Genomic DNA, 17,865 nt, shown 5'->3' with positions numbered 1-17,865 from the left:
GTTAGTCCACACCGATGTCCCAGAGCAGCCCTAAGTCTTTTTTCGCAAACGCGCGAAACGAGATTAACGTCTCGGTGCTCTCGATGCCTTCGAGCGATCCGATGTGCTCGGTCACTAAATCGTTCAGTTGCTCGTGCTCTTTGACGCGCGCGATCACGACCAGATCGAACGGGCCGGCCACCGAGTACACCTCGGCAACGCCGTCTATGGCGAGGAGGTCGTCGGCGATGGACTTGAGTCTCGGACGCTCGACATTCATGAGGATGAACGCGGTAACCATGCGTGCAACTTCGGCGCCGCCGGTGGGAATGACTCCCGGAAGGGCCGCGCTAGCGTCCGAAGCGGCGATCGCGCTCTTCCCGAATGCGCTCGGCGCGCTCGGTCGCGTCAAAACGACGCGTCTTCGGGCGCCGGAGCATACCGGTACGGATGCGCGAGGCCCCAACCACGAGGATCAGGGCGATTGCGATCAGCGCAAACGCCAATCGATACGGAACGTGGAGTGCCGCCAGGCTCGCAACGATCACGGCCAGCAGCGCGGCCAGCGTCTCCCAACGGCGCATTCGCAGCCTATAGACCGATCGCTTGAAGTGCGTTCGCGAGCGCGCTCAAGCCGATACCGGTCGAACCGCAAAACGGTAGTTCTAGTACCGTCAACACCCAAAACAGGGCACCTAGTTCGGTGCCGACGACCAGCATGAGCGCGACGTGCAACGCTAGACGTTCCGGGTTCGCGATCGACAACACGACGATCGCGGCGAGCGCCAACACCACGAGCGCGACCCATACTTCGTCGGGAACCGTCGGCTGCGACGATCTCAATCGGCGAAAACGCGTCCGCTCCAGCGCATCGATTTGCGCGGACAGGTCGGCAGCGTATTCGGGACTGCGCGGACTCGCCTCGCGTTCGAAGCGAACGAGCGCGCTCCGCGAGGCGGCGAACGACCCGCCGCCGCACAGACTGGGCCATTCGCGCACCGACGCTTCGACGTACGCGCGTAGAAGGGGAACTTGCGCGCTCGAGACATCGCGTGCTGCGAGGCGAACCGCCGTCGCCTCCGCATCGAGGTTCGTTTCGCTCGCGCGGAGTTGCGACCATAACGTCGCGATGGCAAAAGCAAAAAGCAGGCCGCATAAGCCGCCTGCTACCGTTGCCCAAGCACTCACGATCGGCGGCCCCATTGGGAGCCGCCGACGATTCGCCCAACGCCTTGCAGCAAACATCGCCGCCAACGCAAGCCCGTCGGTGAAGCCCACGACCAGTAGAAACGAGACGACGCTCGGTATTCGGCTCAGCCAAACGATCATCGTCTCGCTACCGCGCTACTTATTTTTGAACTTGGCGACGCGCTTTTCGTTGTACGCCGCAATGCCTTCTTTCGCGTCCTCGCTCTTGAAGAGCAACGACTGCAATTCGCGTTCGAGCGCTAGCGCATCTTGGAGCGGAATTTCCGCACCCGTCTGAACGGCGCGCTTGATGTGTCCGACCGCCATCGGGGCCTTGTTCGGAGTGCAGAACTGCCGGGCATACTGCACGATTTGCGCGCGGAATTCGTCCGCCGAGCCCTCGATGACATCGGTGATCACGCCCCAGTCCTGGGCTTGTTCGTAGCTGAAGGTCTTGCCCGTTACCATCAATTCGATGGCGCGCGGCTTTCCGACCAATCGCGCGAGGCGCTGCGTACCGCCGGTACCCGGGAGCACGCCGAGCGAGACCTCCGGCAGGCCGATCTTTCCGCCGTCCTTGCGCGCGATGCGAATGTCGCACGCCATCGCGATCTCCATGCCGCCGCCGACGCAGTGTCCGTTGAGCGCCGCGATCACGAGCTTGGGCGTCTGCTCCAAACGCGAGAGCGTCTCGTTGGCATGCAGGCAGAACATGTATTTGAATTCCGGCGTGACCGAATTGAGCATCGCGATGTTCGCGCCGGCCGAGAAAAATTTCTCGCCTTTGCCGGTGAGGACGATCACCTCAACGTCTTCGTCGAAGCGTGCATCGAGAATCGCTTCGTCGAGCTGACGCATCATTTCGTGCGTGTAGGTGTTGGCCGGCGGATCGTCCATCTCGATGAACCCGATGTGTCCGTCTTTCCAATAATTGATGACGCGCTTTCCGTCGAACGCTCGCGCCTCTCGACCGAACGGAGTCTGCTGGGTCGTGGTTGTGCTTCCGTTACCGCTCATGGTGATTCTTTCTCGTACAAACGTGTCGTGTGGAGAGTGCGAACTAGCGATGGCGCTAGTTTTGAGAAATGCTGTTGCTGCCCTTGGGCGCGATCCAACCGGGATTCTTGAAATACGATGCGAGCACCGCGTCGTCGGCGCCGGTAGGAAGGACGCTTGGTGCGTAGGATTCCCACTCCGCTTCCGTTAGGCGGCGGCCGTCCACGCTATAGCGCTCGCCCGAGAACTGGCCGATCTTGCGATTGAAGCGCAGGTCCGGGAGGTAAAACTTCGTCTCGCTCTGGTTGACTTCGTTGACGCGGTCGATCGTTTTCCCGATCTCGTCGTAAAACTGGCCGCGCGCGCGCTCGTTGAGCATCTCTTTATCGACGGCTTCGCCGGTTTTGTCCTCGTCGACGCGGCCTTTGATGCCCCACGTGTACGCCCACTGGGCCGAGCCGGAGTGATCGGTTCCAAAAAGATCGAGCGAGCCGGAAATCCACTTGTTGTAGTACTTCTGCTGCATCTCGACCGGAATAACGGCGGCCTTGGCGATACGGCGCAGGCCCGTGATTCCGGTGCCCATGTGGAACGCCTCCTCGCGCAGCATCGGCCCCATCGATGCCGCCAGCGGCGCGAAGCTCGAATGCGAGAGCATCGAAAGCTGAAACTTCCCGTCGCGGTCCATAAAGTTGGTGTACGCGAAGAAATCCAGCCAATGCGTCACGTCTTCGTTAAAGGCGTTGAGCAGGCGATTCTTTTTGCCGAAAGCGCGACGCTCGAGCATTTTCTGCGCCTCGATCTTGCCCTCGCTGCCGAAATGGTTCACGAGGAGATGGCACATTTGATAGCCGTGGCGCGTCTCTTCGACCATAATCCGCACCAGCGCACCGAGGTCATACTCGCTCGGCGCGTTGTTCACCAGAAAACGCTGCTGCTCGTTGGAGGCGAACTCGGTATCGCCCTGATAGACGATCATGTTCAGCACCGCGTCCCGCATACGCTGGTCGGGAATTTCGCCGATCTTCTCCCAGCGGCGCTCGCCGCGAAAATCGCCGAAATAGATTTCGGAGGTGGGCAACTCGCCGTACTTCGCCTCGAAGGCGTACCCCGGCATATAGCGCTCGATGAGATCCTGATCCAGGCCAATATCGTGCTGCCAGTCTTTGAGCAGGTCAATCCAGTCGTCGAAGGTGGAAATACGCGCCATGGTTGCTCTCCTGAGAAACCGTCCAACCAGGTATATGACGGTTTTTTGCTAATTCGTGAGAATACCGTCATACTACTCATCCAACCAAGAGGTGTCAAGCTGGAAACGCGGCCGGTTACTCGCCCCAACTCGTTCATTTTTACCTTATACGGCGACATGGTCCACCGCCACACCCCCGACGGTTCGCTCTGGATCGGTGGGCTGGTGCGGCTCATGGCGACCTTCGGACTCTCGGACGCGGCGGTACGCCAGGCCGTCTCGCGGATGTCGCGCCAGGGCTGGCTCGTCGCAAGCAAGCATGGAAACCGTGCCTTTTACGCCGTGACCGAGCGTGGCCGGCGGCGGATCGAAGGGCTCAGCCCCCGCATCTACGGGCCTATCGTGGAATGGGACGGCCGGTGGCGGATGCTAACGTACGGCGTGAGCGAAGCCCAGCGCGACCGGCGGGACCGCCTGCGTAAGGACTTGGCCGTCTTGGGCTGGGCGCCGCTCTCGGCCTCGACGTGGATTTCGCCCTCCGACACCATCGAACAGGCCCGCGACGTAGCCCAAGCCGCGGACGTGCTCGGCGACATCGACCTGTTTTCAGGCGAATACCACGGGCCGCTCACCGACCGCGCCTTGCTCGAAAAATGCTGGGACCTGAAGGCGATCGGCGCTGCCTACGACTCTTTCATCGACCGGTACACTCCCCGGTTGCAGGACGAGCGAACGACCGCCGGGTTCTCGGAGCGCGAGGCTTTCGTCGAGCGCCTGTGGCTCGTCCACGACTACCGCAAGTTCACGTACATCGATCCCGGTTTGCCCAGCGCGCTGCTGCCGGCGCATTGGGCGGGCACGCGAGCCGCCGCCCTTTTTCGCGAATACTACGCCGCCATCGACGCGAAGTCGCTGCGCTTCTTCCGCTCGGCCGCGAACCTGGGCTCGGCGAGCGCATGAATCGCGCCCACAGCGGTCGAACCTCGCCCGCCATGCCCAAACGCTTCGCATTCGCTCTCGCGCTCGCAGCACTGGCCTTGGCCGCGTGCAACAGCAATTACAATCCCTACGGAACGGTCACGCCGATCCCGTCACCCACGGCGACGACGTATTCGCCGAACCCCAACATTACCTCGGCCGTCGTCGAAGTCACCGTCTCCTCGCAGCCGGCCGCCGGCGCTCTGGTTTCGGAAGCTACGCCGGACCCGAATGGGAACCTCAGCACCGCCGCGCCGATCGCACAAGCGACGACCGGACCGAACGGGCAGGTCACGTTCTCGAGCCTAACGCCCGGCCAAGTCTATTGCTGGTGGTACAACTTCTCGCCGACGGTGCAGTCCTCGAATTGCACCAAATACTGGCAAGGAAACATCGTTTACCTCGGCAACTAGCACTCCGTCTGACGTTCCGTCTAAAGAAAAGAGCCGCGCTCATCGAGTGCGGCTCTTTTCGTTCAGCCTTGGGCTAAGCGTTCGAAGTACGTCTTGAGATACGGAATACAGATCTGGCTTCCGCTGTTGCTGGCGGTAGCTTCAAGCGTACCAGCCGACACGGTAATGCGGTAACTTCCTCCGTCCTTGCGACGGCTCCGAGGAAACACGCATGAAGGAAATTCTCGCGTCACGGGTGGAGAACAACCCATCGGTCGGCGGCTCCGCGGCAGCAAACTGGCTGGGCGGAGCACCCTTCGCGGGCCCGGCGCTAAACGAGCACGATCACTGATCTTGTGAACACCGCGGCAAATCCAAAAGAATGCAAAGCATAGACGCCAAGAACCAAGCTTCAAATGGAAAGGGCCCAGTCGTGCATGATTGTTTCAGTCAGCCCTTGACAGTCGCCTAATGATCGCCCAATCAATTGCATTAGCAGTAATCGGCATTCTACCGGGAATGCAACTCCGCCTAGAATCCGGGCCGTACGCTCCTAGTGTCGGCGCTCGCTGTGCATCGTCGACTTCGGCTCTGGGAACGTCGAACACGATGGGTAGCGGGAAGGCATCAACCGTCGTGAATATTTGGGCCATTAGTGACAGTGGTCGGCACGGGCAAGTCGTCGGCTATCTCATCAGGGATAACGCGCATCGATTCTGGTTTGAGGATCTCATCGGTCTACCTTTCGAGCGAATCGATGCGTCGAATCTTCCGCTCTTTCTCAATCCGCAGTTGATCTATCGAAGCTGCTTCCAACGCGATCTTCCACTTTAGGAAGCCCCCGTTACCTGCCATCTCTCGGTCATAAAAGAGCCGCACTCATTCGAGTGCGGCTCTTTTCGTTCAGCCTTGGGGCTTTAGCGGTTGATGTGGTAGTCGAGTTGTAACCGGATCGTGCGCGGCGGCGCGGGGATGAGCGGCGCTAGGATCGACGCCAAACCATTCGCGTTTTGGCCGACCTGTGCGACGCCCGTTCCGGGCTGCGGCAGATTGTTGAAGTTGTTGGTGTTGAACAGATTCTCCACCGAGAGCCCGACCGTCAGCGTCTTGGCTACCGGGCGTTTCACGACCAGATCCCAGATCGTGAAGGGCGGTTGATTGTAGGTATTGTTCTTGCCTTCGAAATCGGCGCCGAGTTCGAAGTACGTCTTGTCGCGCAGCGTGTAGCTTCCCGCCGCGTACGCCTTGAGATACGGAATGCAGATCTGGCTCCCGCCGTTGCTGCACTGTTGCTGGCCGTTCGCCGGCTGCGAAACGGCATTCGCACTGTAGAATGCCGCCGGGACGCCGTTGATGATCGAGCGGCTCAGCGTCGCCGTCGCATAGTAGCCAAGCCCGATACCGGGCTCGTGACTATACTTCATGGTGAGCAACTGGGCCGAAAGACCGGCGACGTTCACCGGTTGATTGATCGAGGGCGAACCCGGAATGACCGTCGTGAACTGTTCTACGACGTTGTGAATCTGGGTATTTTGCAAATCGAGGCTCAGCACGCTATCGCGACCGAAACGCTTGTCCATGCCGATGTCGAACGCCGTCGCCGTTTCCGGATCCAGGAACGGATTCTTCTGCGTGATCGAACCGTTCGGAGCGACTACGTTCGGCTGCGTAAAGAACGCCGATCCGCTGACCTCGGAGGCGTACGGATAGACCGCGGACGTTCCGAACGACGCGCGATACGAAAGCCCCGCCTTCGGCGAAAGCGTCAGCGCGATATGCGGATCGAAGCGGCTAACGCTACGCGTCAGCGACGCCGGTACCAGGACGATTTTTCCGCCGACCGTCGTCGGAATTTCTTGGATGCCGTTGAGATTCCAATTGGTCTCGTAGAGACCGCCCCGCAGGCTCAAGTGACGCGCCAGCGCAAAATCGCCGGTGAGCGAAAAGATGTTGTACTTCTCCAGCGTGTCGGGCGTGTTGACGGCCGACGGGCTGCCGTAGTACGCGAACGTATCGTCGCTGTGATAGTCGTAGGTAAAGTTCAGGAGGTTCTCTCCGAACGGATGAATGAACGACACGGTGGTTCCGTGCAGTTTGTCCGATTCGAGCAGATTGAACGCGCCCTGCGGGCAATAATACAAGCCGCCGCCGGCTGCCGTCGGGCAGCTCGCGCTTTGCGTCGGCGAATAATGGTCGGCATAATTGGCTTCGCCCGATCCATCGATGATACGCGAGATGTTGCCGACGTACGGGCGAACCAGGAGCGTATTCTCACCGAGCGACGTGCGAAATTCGCCGGTGAAGATCGGCTGATTGTTATACACCTTGGAACCCGGGAAGAAAATGTATCCGTTCACGGTCTTGCCGATATCCTTGCCCGGGATTCCGCACTGCCCGGAGTACGATACCGATCCTGTCGGGATACACTGCACGATCGTCGTCTGGCCGGCATCCTGCCCGTAGGCCGTTCCTTGCGGCACGTAGCCCGCTTGCGAACCAACGAAGCCCGCCGATAGCGAGGTTGAGGGCGAGAGATCGTAGCGGAATTTGAGGATCTCTCCCTTGCTGACCAGCGAGCCGGAGAGATCGCCGCAGAATTGCTCGATACCGATTTGCCCGGGCACCTGCGAGATCGTATTGTTGGCGAGTTTGACCACGCAACCGCTGGTTTCATAGTACGGTCCCTTGACGCCGCTCACCGCACCGCCGATGACGGTCGAAAGCTTGCCGAACCGGTCGGTTGCAAGAAAACTGGAGTACTGCGCGCCGAAGTTGTCGAGCCCCGTCACGAACTCGGCCGTGGGTTTCCCCGTAAAGTCCGGCGTGACGAGGTTCGCCGTACCGCCGATGGTCGTTGAAGCGAACGGCGTGGTGTTCCCCGGGCCCGTCTGCGTCTCTACGTCCTGCAGCAAAAACGAGTTGAAGAACTGCGAGAACCAGACGCCGTATCGCCCGCCGGAAACGGGATGGCCGTCGATGAGGACCTGGGTTTCGTACGGCTGCGCGCCGCCCAGAGAGATCGAGGTGTTCGGCGATGTCGAGCCGCGCTCGATACCGGCGCCGGGGATACGCGCGATCACGTTATTGATCTGCGGGTTCGCGAGATTGGTAAACGCTTCGCGCGAGGTGATCGTCGAAACGGCGGCTCCGGTATTGATCGAACTGGCTCCGTTAACGGAGACCGTAGCGATCGTGCGCAGCGTGCTCAGGCTCGCTTCTTGTAGCGTTACCGTGATCGGCAGCGTTTCGCCGGCAAAGAGTGCGAGGTTGCTCAAGGTCGCACGGCCGTAGCCGCCCTTGGTGACGTCGAGCCGATAGTAGCCGGCGACCGTGGAAATCGTGAAGTGTCCGGCAGCGTCGGTCGTGGTGCTTTTGCTGGCCGGGCCTGAAATAAGAACGCGCGCATCGGAAATAGGCGCGCCCGACGTGCTTTTCACCGTGCCGTTCAGCGTCGCGGCGGCCTCGTCCGAACGAGCGGCCATCGGAATCGCAAACAGCATTGCGACCAGCACCAGAGTGAAGCGAGAATGCATTCTCGGTCCTTTCGGGTGATAGAGGAATGGATGATCGCTCGGAGCCGTTAGCGGCCGCGAGCTACCCCCAGCACGGGGAAGATTATCTAGGGATATTGAGGCGACCTACGTCACCAATATGAACTTTTAGTCGTCTTCGTGTAGGTGGAGATGACAGCCGTCCTCGGCGTCGGAGAGGACGTCCCGGGCCTCGGCCAGCACGGCGTGCGAGATCGGCACGTCCGGCGGCTCGATGCTTCCTTGGGCAGCGAGGAAGTCGACTTCGCTCCAGTCCTCCCACGTCTCCAGCGGTTCCCCGTCGACGTCGGCGGGAAAGCGCACGCAGAACCCCTGGTCGAGATGGACGCCGACGACGGTCACGCTCGTGCCGCGCGCAAAGAACGTTCCATCCTTCCACAGGGTGCCGTAGGTCGTATCGTACTGGTGGCCGATTTTCAGCGGTTCGATGTGGATGGTCCTCGCTAAACCCCAAACGGGTTGAGTGGTTTTTCTCCGATGTAGGTAAGAACACTCTTGGTCTCGCTGTACAGATTCATGGTTTCCAGGCCAAGCTCGCGTCCGTATCCCGATTGTTTGTACCCACCGAACGGTACTCCCGGAAAGACCGCGTACGGCGTATTGATAGCGACCGTGCCGCTGCGAATCGCGCGTGCCGTTCGGTTGGCACGGCCGATATTCTGCGACCAGACGCTGGCTGAGAGGCCATACTCGGAGTCGTTCGCAAGAGCGATTGCCTGCGCTTCGGTTTCGAAGGGAACGAACGAGACGACCGGGCCGAAAATCTCCTCGCGCGCGATGCGGTCGGACGCCTTGGCTTCGTACGCGGTGACGTTCCAGAACATACCGCCGGCGAGATCGCCCGGGAGCGATGCGGCGCCGCCGCCCACAATCGCGCGCGCACCCTCTTCGGCCCCGATTCGGCAATAGGAGGCGATTTTGTCGAACTGCTCTCGCATCGTGATCGCGCCTACGTGCGTCTGCGGATCTTCCGGGTCGCCGACGCGAATGAGCGCGGCTTTCTGAGCGAACGCGGCGATGAAGCGATCGTAGATCCCGCGCTGAAGGAGGATGCGCGAGCGCGCCTCGCACGTCTGGCCGGCATTATAGTAAATCCCGTACAACGCGCCGGCGACCGCGCCGTCGAGATCGGCGTCGTCGAAGACGACGGAAGGCGATTTGCCGCCGAGTTCGAGCGTGACGCGCTTGAGCGTCTGCGCGGCGGTTCGAGCGACCAATTTACCGGTAGCCGTGCTGCCGGTAAAGGCGATCTTATCGATCGCGGGGTGCTCGACGATCCACTGTCCGAGTTCGCGGCTCGACCCCGTAACGATGTTGAGGACGCCTTCCGGCACGCCCGCTTCCAAAGCGATCTTTCCCAGCTCTATCGCTGTGAGCGGCGTCGCCGGCGCCGGCTTGAGAACGACGGTACAACCCGCCGCAAGCGCCGGCGCCACTTTCCAGGATGCGAGCAAGAGTGGAAAATTCCACGGCACGATCGCGCCGACGACGCCGACGGGTTCGCGAACGGTGTTGGCAAGATACGTCGACATCGGAGGCGGCAACGTTTGGCCGTAGTGTTTGCTCACGGCACCGGCATAGAATTCGAAACAATCGACGATGGCGCCCATCTCGCCCTTGGCGGTGCCGATCGTCTTCCCGTTATCGCGCACTTCCAGTAGCGCGAGTTCTTTACTGCGCTCGCCGATGAGCTGCGCCATTTTGTAGAGGATTTTCGCGCGGCGCGCGGCCGTCATACCGGACCACTTTCCCGCATCGAACGCCGCGCGAGCGGCTGCCACCGCTGCGTCGACGTCATCGCGCGTCGCTTCCGCCACCCGCGCCAGCATCGCGCCGCTCGCGGGATTGCGGTCTTCGTACGTGGCACCGTCGCCGGCGTCACGCCACGCTCCACCGATCAAGAGTTGCGTCGTAGCCGGAACCGTAAGCGTCGTCATGATGATGTAGTCGTTACTCCACTCTTTCGAAAATCGTTGCAATACCTTGGCCGACCCCGATGCACATCGTGGCCAATCCATAGCGTCCTTTGCGTCGCCGCAACTCGTGCAGCAAGGTGGTGACGATGCGCGCACCGCTCGCCCCGAGCGGATGGCCTAGCGCGATAGCGCCGCCGTTGACGTTCGTCCTTTCGGGCGGCAACTCCAGGTCGCGCATGCAGGCGATCGATTGCGCGGCGAAGGCTTCGTTGATCTCGATCAGGTCGATATCCGCGATCGTCAGGCCGGCTCGCGAAAGGGCCTTTCGCGTGGCGGGGATCGGGCCGATGCCCATGATGTCCGGCCGCACGCCGACCGATGCGCTGGCGCGCACGCGAGCCATGGGGAGCAGGCCAAGCTCCGCCGCGATCTCCGCGCCGGCGAGGATCACCGCCGCGGCCCCGTCGTTCATACCCGAAGCGTTGCCCGCCGTCACCGTTCCGCCCGGGCGGAACGCGGGCTTGAGTTTGGCTAGGGCTTCGAGCGTCGTTGCCGGGCGCGGATGCTCGTCGCGGCTCACCTCCCCGACGGCAACGATTTCGTCATCGAAGACGCCGGATGCGAGCGCACGCGCGTAGCGTTGTTGCGATTCCAGCGCAAATCGGTCTTGTTCGGCGCGGCCGATGCCGTACTCGTCGGCTACGCGCTCGGCCGTCTCACCCAACGAGACCGTCCACTCCGCGGGCATGCCGGGGTTCACCATCCGCCACCCGAGCACCGTATCGACCAGCGACTGGTCGCGGCCGAACGCGCGATCGGTTTTGGTCAGCACGTACGGAGCGCGCGTCATCGATTCCACGCCTCCCGCTACGATCACGTCGGCGTCACCGCATGCGATCGCGTGCGCCGCGGCGTTGATCGCTTCGAGGCTCGAACCGCATAGGCGATTGAACGTCGCGCCCGCGACCTCGACGGGAAGCCCGGCCAACAACGCAGCCATGCGTCCGACGTTCCGATTATCCTCACCGCTTTGATTGGCGGCGCCGAAAAACACGTCGTCGATGCGGTCGTACGGAACGACCGCGCGGTCGACGACGGCGCGCACGACGCTCGCCGCAAGGTCGTCGGGACGCACCTGCGCGAGCGCTCCGCCCAAACGCCCGATCGGCGTGCGCACCGCGTCGATCACCCACACTTCGCGGCCCAGCACTAAAAGATGCCTCCGCCGATGCCCTGCGGTTCGGGTGGTTCGAGCCCCTCTTCCGGCTCGTCGAGCGCATCGAGAACCCACAGCGAACGGTGCGGTGCGAACGCGTCGCCTTCAGCCTGTGCAAGCCGGTTGAGAATGCGCGCGACCCGAGCGCCGCCGATTTCGCGTCCCCACGCAATCGGGCCGATCGGATAGTTCGTTCCCAGACGCATCGCAAGATCGATGTCGTCGGCGGTCGCAACGTCTTCGTGTACGCCGATCACGGCCTCATTGACGATCGAGCCGACGATGCGTCCGAGCACGAGGCCCGGCTCGTCGGCAACCAGCGCGACGCCTTTCCCGAGCTGTTCGAAAAGCTCTTGCGCCAGCGCTAACGCATCGTCGCTCGCCCCCGGCGAATCGGCGATTTCGACGGCCCGTTGCGATTCGAAACTGCCAAGCACGCCGTAGCCGATCAGCCGCTCGGGATGACGCATGCGCTTTGCCGCCGCTTGAGTGTCGGTAGCATACGCATCGACGAACACCACCGTTTCGGGGCCGAGAAAAGAATCCATCGATGCCACCAGCTCGCCGCGATCGCTGGTGCCGTCTCCCGTATCGATCACCATCGTCGTATCGAGCCGCAACTCATCGATCAAGTCGTCGTTTTCGATCCGTTGCACGTGCACGTACCGCTGTTCGAGGAGCTCCGCGAGTTCGTCGGCGATTCCGCCGAAACCGATGATCGCAACGACCTCGTCCTCGATCGGTTCCCCGCCGGGAGGATCGACGCGCAAGTCGAGACGTTCGGGCACGCCGTTACGATAGTCGTAGAATCCGAGCCCGCTCTTTCTCCCGAGGCGGCCTTGCGCAACCATCGCGCGCTGCAACTCGAGCGGAATCAAACGCGCTTGGTCCGTGCGTTCGTAGATCGACTCGCTGACCGCGAGATTGACGTCCATCCCAATCAAATCGATCAGCTCGAACGGTCCCATCCGAAAACCGGCCGCACGCGCCAGCGCATCGATCGTCTCGATCGGCGCTGCGCCTCTATCGAGGGCACGCAGCGCCTGAAGATAGAACGGGCGGGCGACGCGATTGACGATGAACCCGGGCGTGTCGGCGGCCAGCACGGCACTCTTGCGGCTGCGTTCCACGAACGCTCGCGCTCGCTCGATCGCGCGATCGTCCGTGCTCGCAGTCCGGACGATTTCCACCAGCTTCATCGCCGCCGGCGGATTGAAGAAATGCAGGCCGATCGCTCGTTCGGGGCGATCCAAACCGCTAAACAGCTCGGTGATGCTGAGCGACGACGTGTTGGTTGCGAGCAACGCATCCGAGGCTAACGCGCGCTCGAGCTCCGTTAAGATGCGTATTTTGAGCGAAGGGTCTTCGGGAACCGCCTCGATCGCAATCGTGGCCGCGCTGCGCTCCGGGATCTGTTCGATCCAGCGGATGCGTGATACGGCGGACGCATCGCCCGCTCGCAACGCATCGGCCTCGATGCGGGCCCGGCCCCGCTCGCGCGCGGACGCGTCCGGCTCCACGACTTCCACCGGAAAGCCGCCGCGCGCCGCGACGAAGGCTATACCGGCGCCCATGGTTCCGGCGCCGACGACGATGACAGAATCTTCCACGAAGGCTTGCAGTTCGCGACAGGAGAGGCAAACGCTTCGTGCGATACCATCCGCATGGAAAAACCGCTCTGGCACGTGCGCTCGTCCGCCCTCGTGGTCGACTCCCCATACCTGAGGCTGCGCCGCGATGCGATTGAGCTCCCGAACGGTACCTTGCTCTCGGAGTACTACGTACGGGAGTCGGAGGGCTTCGTGATGGTCTTCGCGCTGACGAAGCAGCGCGAGATCGTGCTCGTTCGCCAGTATCGCTACGGCAACGACAGCATCTCGCTCGAACTCCCGGCCGGGTCGCGCGAACGCGGGGAGGACCCGCTTGCGTGCGCCCAGCGCGAACTGACGGAAGAGACCGGCTACACCGCGCCGCGCTGGGAGATGTTCCTTCACGCGGCGGCGGAACCGGTGCGATCGACGTCGACGATGACGGCCTACATCGCATACGACGCAGAGCGTACCCACGAGCAACATCTCGACCCCAGCGAATACATCGAGGTCGAAGTTCTGCCGCTCGCCGCGTTTACGCGCGCCCTGCGCGAGGGCGCCATCGATTCAGTCGCCTGCATCGCCGCGTCGTACGCCGCGCTGGAGCGACTCGCGTCGCTCTAATCCGGCGAGAGACGCTTGCGCGCGTACCGGCCGCCGGCGCTCGCGCCCGCGGTCGCAGCACGCAGGGCTGTCAACGAACCAAACGGATAGACGCGGCTATCGCCGGATGCAACGACCGCGAACTCGGCGGCCGAGCAGCCGAACGCGCGGAGCGCCTGCGTGCATGCACGCGAAAGCACGTTCAAGCCGGTCGAATACGGGGTGAGGGCGGGCACGACGATCAAGCGCGCCGATGCGAGAAACGCCGGTGCGCTCTTGCCGCCGCCGAGCGGAATCGTGGGATGAAGGTGCCCCACGATGCGGCGCGTGCCTCCCTGCGCGACATCGTCGCCGTGCACCAACAGCCATCCGTCGCGCTCGGCGAAGAGGACGGTCTCGCCGAGAACTGCAACCCCGCGCGTCCGTCCCTCGTGATTTCCGGCCACCAGCGTTACCTCGCACGCACGGCGCAAGGCCGCAAGCGCGTCGCGGACGATCTCCGCCGCGCCCTGGCTCATCCGGCTGCCGTGGATGATATCGCCGAGAAAGATAACCTCGCGGGCGCCGCTACGCGCGACCGCCCGCTCGAGCGTGGCCAGCGCTTCTCCCGTACTCCAGAGCGGTAGCGCGCCGCCGATCGCTTCTTCATACGCCAGGTGCGCGTCGGCAACGACAAGCGCGCGAGAACGCTCCAGCCAGAGCAAGCCGTTCGGCAGCGCGACGGCGCCGAGTTGCAACACTGCCGTTGGAACGGCGGGCGTCGGCGCGTTCATCCGTACGTCAGTTCGAGCGTGGGCTCGTCGAGCGAGCCGGCCGGGAGTTTGGCTCGCTCGCCCAAGACGGCCAACACGCGATCGTGCAAGGCCTCGACCATCTCGGCCCGATCGTCCAGCACCACGCTATCGCCGAACGACGACGTGATAATCCCGAACGTGAACGGCGTCGCCGCGGGAGGATGCAGCACGCGAGGGCTTCCTTCGATCGCGGCGAGGTACGCCAGCGCCGCCGGCGCGTCGAGCAGATCGCGCGTGACCGTGCGCAACGTTTCGCGCAAAAGCGGGAACTGTGGATCGGCCTTCCACAAGCGCTCGAAAATGCGCGTGCTATTCCAGCGCTGCGTGCCGCGGCGCTGCGTGCGTCCGCCCGCGCGCCGCAACACGAGCAATCCGGTGTTGGCAACGTAACGAAAATAATTCTGCAGCAGATGCGAGCTCCGCAGCCCTTGCACCAGATCTCGTTCGAAATCGCCGGTCCCCAGCAGCGATGCCCAGAGCACGTCCGGAAGCGTCTTCCCCGGCGGCAGCGTCACGAGAAAACCGTTGTCGTCGGTGGTCAGCGTCGTATTCAAACGGGCGCTCGCGTGAATGCGGGCTCCGACGACGCGAGCCAGGGTCTCGTTGACGCGGCGTCCCGCGCAGGTATGAAACGCAACGGTTTGGCTGCGATCCATTCGATAGACTTCCAGAATCGGGCGACGCTGCGTCGGCACGTCCGAGAGCGCGAGCTGTTGCGCGACGTATCGTACCGCGAGCGCCGCCTCGGCACCCCGCAGCGCGTATCGAGCGCGCAGATAGGCCAACGCACGCCGCGGATTCCGCGCGCGCAGATGCTGCGCAACCGTCGTGCGTAAGGTCGTGATCTCGGCCGCGAGCGCCGGCGAGACGCCTTTCATATGCGAACTCCACTGCGGTACGGTTGGGCGCCCGCGATGCGGTTCGGCAACGACGCCGCTGCGCCCGATCTCCTTGACCCGCATGCTTCGCCCCGCGAGCACGAACACGTCGCCCTCGCGCAATTCGTTCGCGAACCCCTCCTCGACGCGCCCGACCTCGCCGCCGTTGGCGCGCACCATCACGTGTTGCTCGTCCGGGATCGTGCCGGCGTTGTCAAAGAATGCGGCACAAACCTCGCGGCCAAGGCCGTAGACGGCTTCCTCGTCGAAGCCGAGGCGCCGCACGTGCGCCTCGTCACCACCCGCACCGCCGCCGCTGAGATAGCGCGCGCAGCGAACGAGTTCCTCGCGCTCGAGATCTCGATACGGATAACTGCGCCGCGCGATCGCGAGCAATGCGTCGAGCGTTACCCGGCGGTCGTAACAGACATTTGCGACCATCCACTGCGCGAGCACGTCCAACGGCTCGTGTGGAATCTGTAGTTCGTCGAGAACGCCGTCGGCGATGCAGCGTTTGGTCGCGGCGGCCTCGATGATATCGTCGCGATCCTGCGCGATCACGATACCGCGCGCGATCGCGTCGGGCCGATGCCCGGCCCGGCCGACCCGCTGCAGCGTCGAAGTCATTCCCCGCGCACCGCCGACGATCAGCACGCGATCGATGTAGCCGATATCGACGCCGAGTTCGAGGCTGGAGCTGCAGACGACCGTGCGCAGCGTGCCGGCGCGTAACGCCGCTTCGACGCGATGGCGCACGCTGCGTTCGAGGGCGCTGTGGTGCACGCCGATGCGCGAATCGTAGCGCCGCGGCGCGGGCTCCTCGCCGATTTCCTCGAGCCCCGTCTGCGTTTGCAGCATTTCGTGCGCGAGGCGTTCGGCTTGGCTGCGGACGTTGGTGAAGACCAGCGACGTTCCCGTATCCTCGCACAGGGCGCTCGCCGTAGCGGCAACGGTGGTCATGGGCGCCATCGCGCCCGTAAACGGCGCGACGACTCGGAGCTGCAGCGAGCGCAACGCGCGGTGATCGACGATCTCGCACGCGCGCTGCGGCCCCACGAGAAACGCAGCCATGCGGTCGAGCGGAGAGACCGTGGCCGAGAGGCCGATGCGATTGAATCCGCCCGCGACGTCTTCGAGCGACTCCAGGGCAAGCGAGAGTTGCGTGCCGCGTTTATTTCCGGCGAGCGCGTGCACTTCGTCGACGATGACGGTTTCGAGGCTGCGCAGCGCGCTGCGATAACTCTTCATCGCCAGCATCAGGGCCAGCGACTCGGGGGTGGTAATCAGCAGGTGCGGCGGGCGAGCCAGCATGAGCCGCCGTTCCTCCACCGGCGTATCGCCGGTGCGCACGCCGGTGCGCACGAAATGCTCGCGAACGCGGCCGCGCCGTAAGGTCGCGCGCTCGGAATTGGGACGTTCGAGCAACCCCATTTCGCGCAGCGGTCGCCGCACGTTGTGCTCCACGTCGTAACCCAGAGCCCGCAGCGGTGAAACGTACAGCGCGTACGTCTTAGGGTACAACTCGTCGGCATCGCGCCGATGTGCGAGCCTCGAAACGATCGGAAGAAACGCGGCGAGCGTCTTACCCGTGCCGGTCGGCGAGCAGATCAGCAGATTGCGTCGCTCGATGCCCGGCGGCAACGCATCGCGTTGCGGGAGCGTCGGCTCGCCTAGGCGATCGACGCACCAGCGGGCGACGTCGGGGTGGAGGGCGACAAAGGGGCTATCCATGGGCTCGAACACCCGTTCGAGCCCATGGGGGCTAGTTCTTGTTCTTCGAAGTCTGCGCCCTCACGCTGCATCGTGCAGCGTGAGCCGAGGTCCACTCGACGATAGCGCGGTTCTTGGGTCGGTGCCGTCCGCCGCTGCGGCGCGGCTCGCCAAGGGCCCCTTCTGAGCCCGCTGAAGAATCACCCGCGCCGCATTCACGTCGGCATGATCGACGTGCGAACACGCGACACAGGCAAACTGTAGCCCCGAGCGATTCTCTTTTGCAATGTGCCCGCACGCGGCGCACGTTTGCGAGGTGTACTTCGGATCGACGTAGATGACGCTGCGGGCGGCGCTTTCAGCCTTCTCCGCAATCAACTGCGCGATCATGCCAAAACCCGCATCGAGCAACGCCCGATTGAGCCCGGCCTTGGCCGCAACGTTGCGGCCTGGTTCTTCGATACTCCCCTTTGCGCTGCGCGTCATATTGCGCAAGCGCAAGTCTTCCAGCACGATGACATCGTTCGCATCGATCAGCCCACGTGAGACCTTGTGCGCGTAGTCACGGCGCTGCCGCGCAACCTTCTCGTGCAGGCGCGCGAGCGTATCAATCGCCTTGCGCCGGTTCTTCCCGCGCCGCTTACGCTTGGCAACCACCCGCTGCACCCGCTCAACGCGCAGCCGTGCCTTCGCGACATGCTTCGGGTTGGCAATTAACTCGCCGTCGCTGGTGGCGAGCAACATATTCACGCCGCGATCGAGCCCAATCGCGTGCCCGGTTTCCGGCAAAGGCTCGACCGCGCGCTCGCACTCAAACTGGGCGTACCAGCGCCCGAGCTTGCAGACCAGCCACGCACGGCCAAACGGCGGCACGGCGCGCCCCTTA

General features: G+C 63.2%; 17 protein-coding genes. 4 read left to right on the top strand and 13 right to left on the bottom strand.

Features of this window, described 5'->3' with window-relative positions:
• Window position 1: 1 nt before the first annotated feature.
• Genes VMW12_08155 through VMW12_08135 form a run of 5 tightly spaced genes read right to left on the bottom strand, consistent with a single transcriptional unit; the run spans window position 2 to window position 3,373 of the window.
• Window positions 2-391 (bottom strand): Lrp/AsnC ligand binding domain-containing protein, encoded by a 390-nt coding sequence (locus tag VMW12_08155; protein ID HUZ49694.1) that lies wholly within the window; start codon window positions 389-391, stop codon window positions 2-4.
• On the bottom strand, window positions 330-563 hold the full coding sequence (locus VMW12_08150) for a hypothetical protein (protein ID HUZ49693.1): 234 nt from the start codon (window positions 561-563) through the stop codon (window positions 330-332). Before VMW12_08150 ends, VMW12_08155 begins: the two co-directional genes overlap by 62 nt.
• A gap of 7 nt (window positions 564-570) precedes the next feature.
• Window positions 571-1,308, bottom strand: coding sequence for a hypothetical protein (locus VMW12_08145; GenBank protein HUZ49692.1), 738 nt, complete (start codon window positions 1,306-1,308; stop codon window positions 571-573).
• Window positions 1,309-1,323: 15 nt separating this feature from the next.
• On the bottom strand, window positions 1,324-2,184 hold the full coding sequence (locus VMW12_08140) for an enoyl-CoA hydratase/isomerase family protein (protein ID HUZ49691.1): 861 nt from the start codon (window positions 2,182-2,184) through the stop codon (window positions 1,324-1,326).
• Window positions 2,185-2,239: 55 nt separating this feature from the next.
• Complete coding sequence (locus tag VMW12_08135; protein ID HUZ49690.1) at window positions 2,240-3,373, bottom strand: Phenylacetic acid catabolic protein; 1,134 nt, start codon at window positions 3,371-3,373, stop codon at window positions 2,240-2,242.
• On the opposite strand from VMW12_08135, the gene VMW12_08130 reads away from it, so the two are divergent.
• From VMW12_08130 to VMW12_08120, 3 genes are all read left to right on the top strand, one after another.
• Window positions 3,317-4,312, top strand: coding sequence for a PaaX family transcriptional regulator C-terminal domain-containing protein (locus tag VMW12_08130; protein HUZ49689.1), 996 nt, complete (start codon window positions 3,317-3,319; stop codon window positions 4,310-4,312). The genes VMW12_08135 and VMW12_08130 overlap by 57 nt on opposite strands.
• Window positions 4,313-4,344: 32 nt before the next feature.
• Complete coding sequence (locus VMW12_08125; protein ID HUZ49688.1) at window positions 4,345-4,743, top strand: hypothetical protein; 399 nt, start codon at window positions 4,345-4,347, stop codon at window positions 4,741-4,743.
• A gap of 588 nt (window positions 4,744-5,331) precedes the next feature.
• Window positions 5,332-5,556, top strand: a complete 225-nt coding sequence (locus VMW12_08120) for a hypothetical protein (protein ID HUZ49687.1) — start codon at window positions 5,332-5,334, stop codon at window positions 5,554-5,556.
• A gap of 83 nt (window positions 5,557-5,639) precedes the next feature.
• On the opposite strand, the gene VMW12_08115 is transcribed toward VMW12_08120, so the two are convergent.
• The 5 genes from VMW12_08115 to VMW12_08095 all read right to left on the bottom strand — a co-directional run bounded on the left by VMW12_08115 (window position 5,640) and on the right by VMW12_08095 (window position 13,015).
• A complete protein-coding gene (locus VMW12_08115; GenBank protein ID HUZ49686.1) occupies window positions 5,640-8,255 on the bottom strand; it encodes a TonB-dependent receptor in 2,616 nt (871 codons plus the stop codon).
• Between the two features lie 126 nt (window positions 8,256-8,381).
• Window positions 8,382-8,615 carry a hypothetical protein gene (locus tag VMW12_08110; protein HUZ49685.1) on the bottom strand — a complete coding sequence of 78 codons (234 nt, stop codon included), beginning with the start codon at window positions 8,613-8,615 and terminating at the stop codon, window positions 8,382-8,384.
• A gap of 101 nt (window positions 8,616-8,716) precedes the next feature.
• A complete protein-coding gene (locus VMW12_08105; protein HUZ49684.1) occupies window positions 8,717-10,252 on the bottom strand; it encodes an aldehyde dehydrogenase family protein in 1,536 nt (511 codons plus the stop codon).
• The gene (locus VMW12_08100; GenBank protein ID HUZ49683.1) at window positions 10,224-11,396 is read right to left on the bottom strand and encodes an acetyl-CoA C-acyltransferase; all 1,173 of its coding nucleotides are present in this window, start codon (window positions 11,394-11,396) and stop codon (window positions 10,224-10,226) included. The genes VMW12_08105 and VMW12_08100 overlap by 29 nt, the downstream gene beginning before the upstream one ends.
• Before the next feature lie 2 nt (window positions 11,397-11,398).
• Complete coding sequence (locus tag VMW12_08095; GenBank protein ID HUZ49682.1) at window positions 11,399-13,015, bottom strand: 3-hydroxyacyl-CoA dehydrogenase NAD-binding domain-containing protein; 1,617 nt, start codon at window positions 13,013-13,015, stop codon at window positions 11,399-11,401.
• Between the two features lie 54 nt (window positions 13,016-13,069).
• Between VMW12_08095 and VMW12_08090 the strand changes: the two genes are divergently transcribed.
• Window positions 13,070-13,618 (top strand): NUDIX hydrolase, encoded by a 549-nt coding sequence (locus VMW12_08090; protein ID HUZ49681.1) that lies wholly within the window; start codon window positions 13,070-13,072, stop codon window positions 13,616-13,618.
• Here VMW12_08090 and VMW12_08085 read toward each other — a convergent pair.
• The 3 genes from VMW12_08085 to VMW12_08075 form a co-directional block, all read right to left on the bottom strand.
• Window positions 13,615-14,370 carry a metallophosphoesterase gene (locus VMW12_08085; protein ID HUZ49680.1) on the bottom strand — a complete coding sequence of 252 codons (756 nt, stop codon included), beginning with the start codon at window positions 14,368-14,370 and terminating at the stop codon, window positions 13,615-13,617. The two genes, VMW12_08090 and VMW12_08085, sit on opposite strands and share 4 nt — an antisense overlap.
• Window positions 14,367-17,000, bottom strand: a complete 2,634-nt coding sequence (locus tag VMW12_08080; protein ID HUZ49679.1) for a DEAD/DEAH box helicase — start codon at window positions 16,998-17,000, stop codon at window positions 14,367-14,369. The genes VMW12_08085 and VMW12_08080 overlap by 4 nt, the downstream gene beginning before the upstream one ends.
• A gap of 60 nt (window positions 17,001-17,060) precedes the next feature.
• On the bottom strand, window positions 17,061-17,865 hold an 805-nt coding region (locus tag VMW12_08075; GenBank protein ID HUZ49678.1), incomplete at its 5' end, for a transposase.

It is taken from the genome of Candidatus Dormiibacterota bacterium (assembly GCA_035532835.1).
Taxonomy (GTDB): Bacteria; Vulcanimicrobiota; Vulcanimicrobiia; order Vulcanimicrobiales; family Vulcanimicrobiaceae; genus DAHUXY01.
Note: the sequence above shows the minus strand (reverse complement) of the source record. Positions and strands in the feature narration are given on the sequence as shown.

Coding starts and splice junctions, on each gene's coding strand:
- VMW12_08115 (HUZ49686.1), bottom strand. CDS start 8,255: ATGCATTCTCGCTTCACTCTGGTGCTGGTCGCAATGCTGTTTGCGATT.
- VMW12_08085 (HUZ49680.1), bottom strand. CDS start 14,370: ATGAACGCGCCGACGCCCGCCGTTCCAACGGCAGTGTTGCAACTCGGC.
- VMW12_08090 (HUZ49681.1), top strand. CDS start 13,070: ATGGAAAAACCGCTCTGGCACGTGCGCTCGTCCGCCCTCGTGGTCGAC.
- VMW12_08135 (HUZ49690.1), bottom strand. CDS start 3,373: ATGGCGCGTATTTCCACCTTCGACGACTGGATTGACCTGCTCAAAGAC.
- VMW12_08125 (HUZ49688.1), top strand. CDS start 4,345: ATGCCCAAACGCTTCGCATTCGCTCTCGCGCTCGCAGCACTGGCCTTG.
- VMW12_08150 (HUZ49693.1), bottom strand. CDS start 563: ATGCGCCGTTGGGAGACGCTGGCCGCGCTGCTGGCCGTGATCGTTGCG.
- VMW12_08140 (HUZ49691.1), bottom strand. CDS start 2,184: ATGAGCGGTAACGGAAGCACAACCACGACCCAGCAGACTCCGTTCGGT.
- VMW12_08145 (HUZ49692.1), bottom strand. CDS start 1,308: ATGATCGTTTGGCTGAGCCGAATACCGAGCGTCGTCTCGTTTCTACTG.
- VMW12_08080 (HUZ49679.1), bottom strand. CDS start 17,000: ATGGATAGCCCCTTTGTCGCCCTCCACCCCGACGTCGCCCGCTGGTGC.
- VMW12_08120 (HUZ49687.1), top strand. CDS start 5,332: ATGGGTAGCGGGAAGGCATCAACCGTCGTGAATATTTGGGCCATTAGT.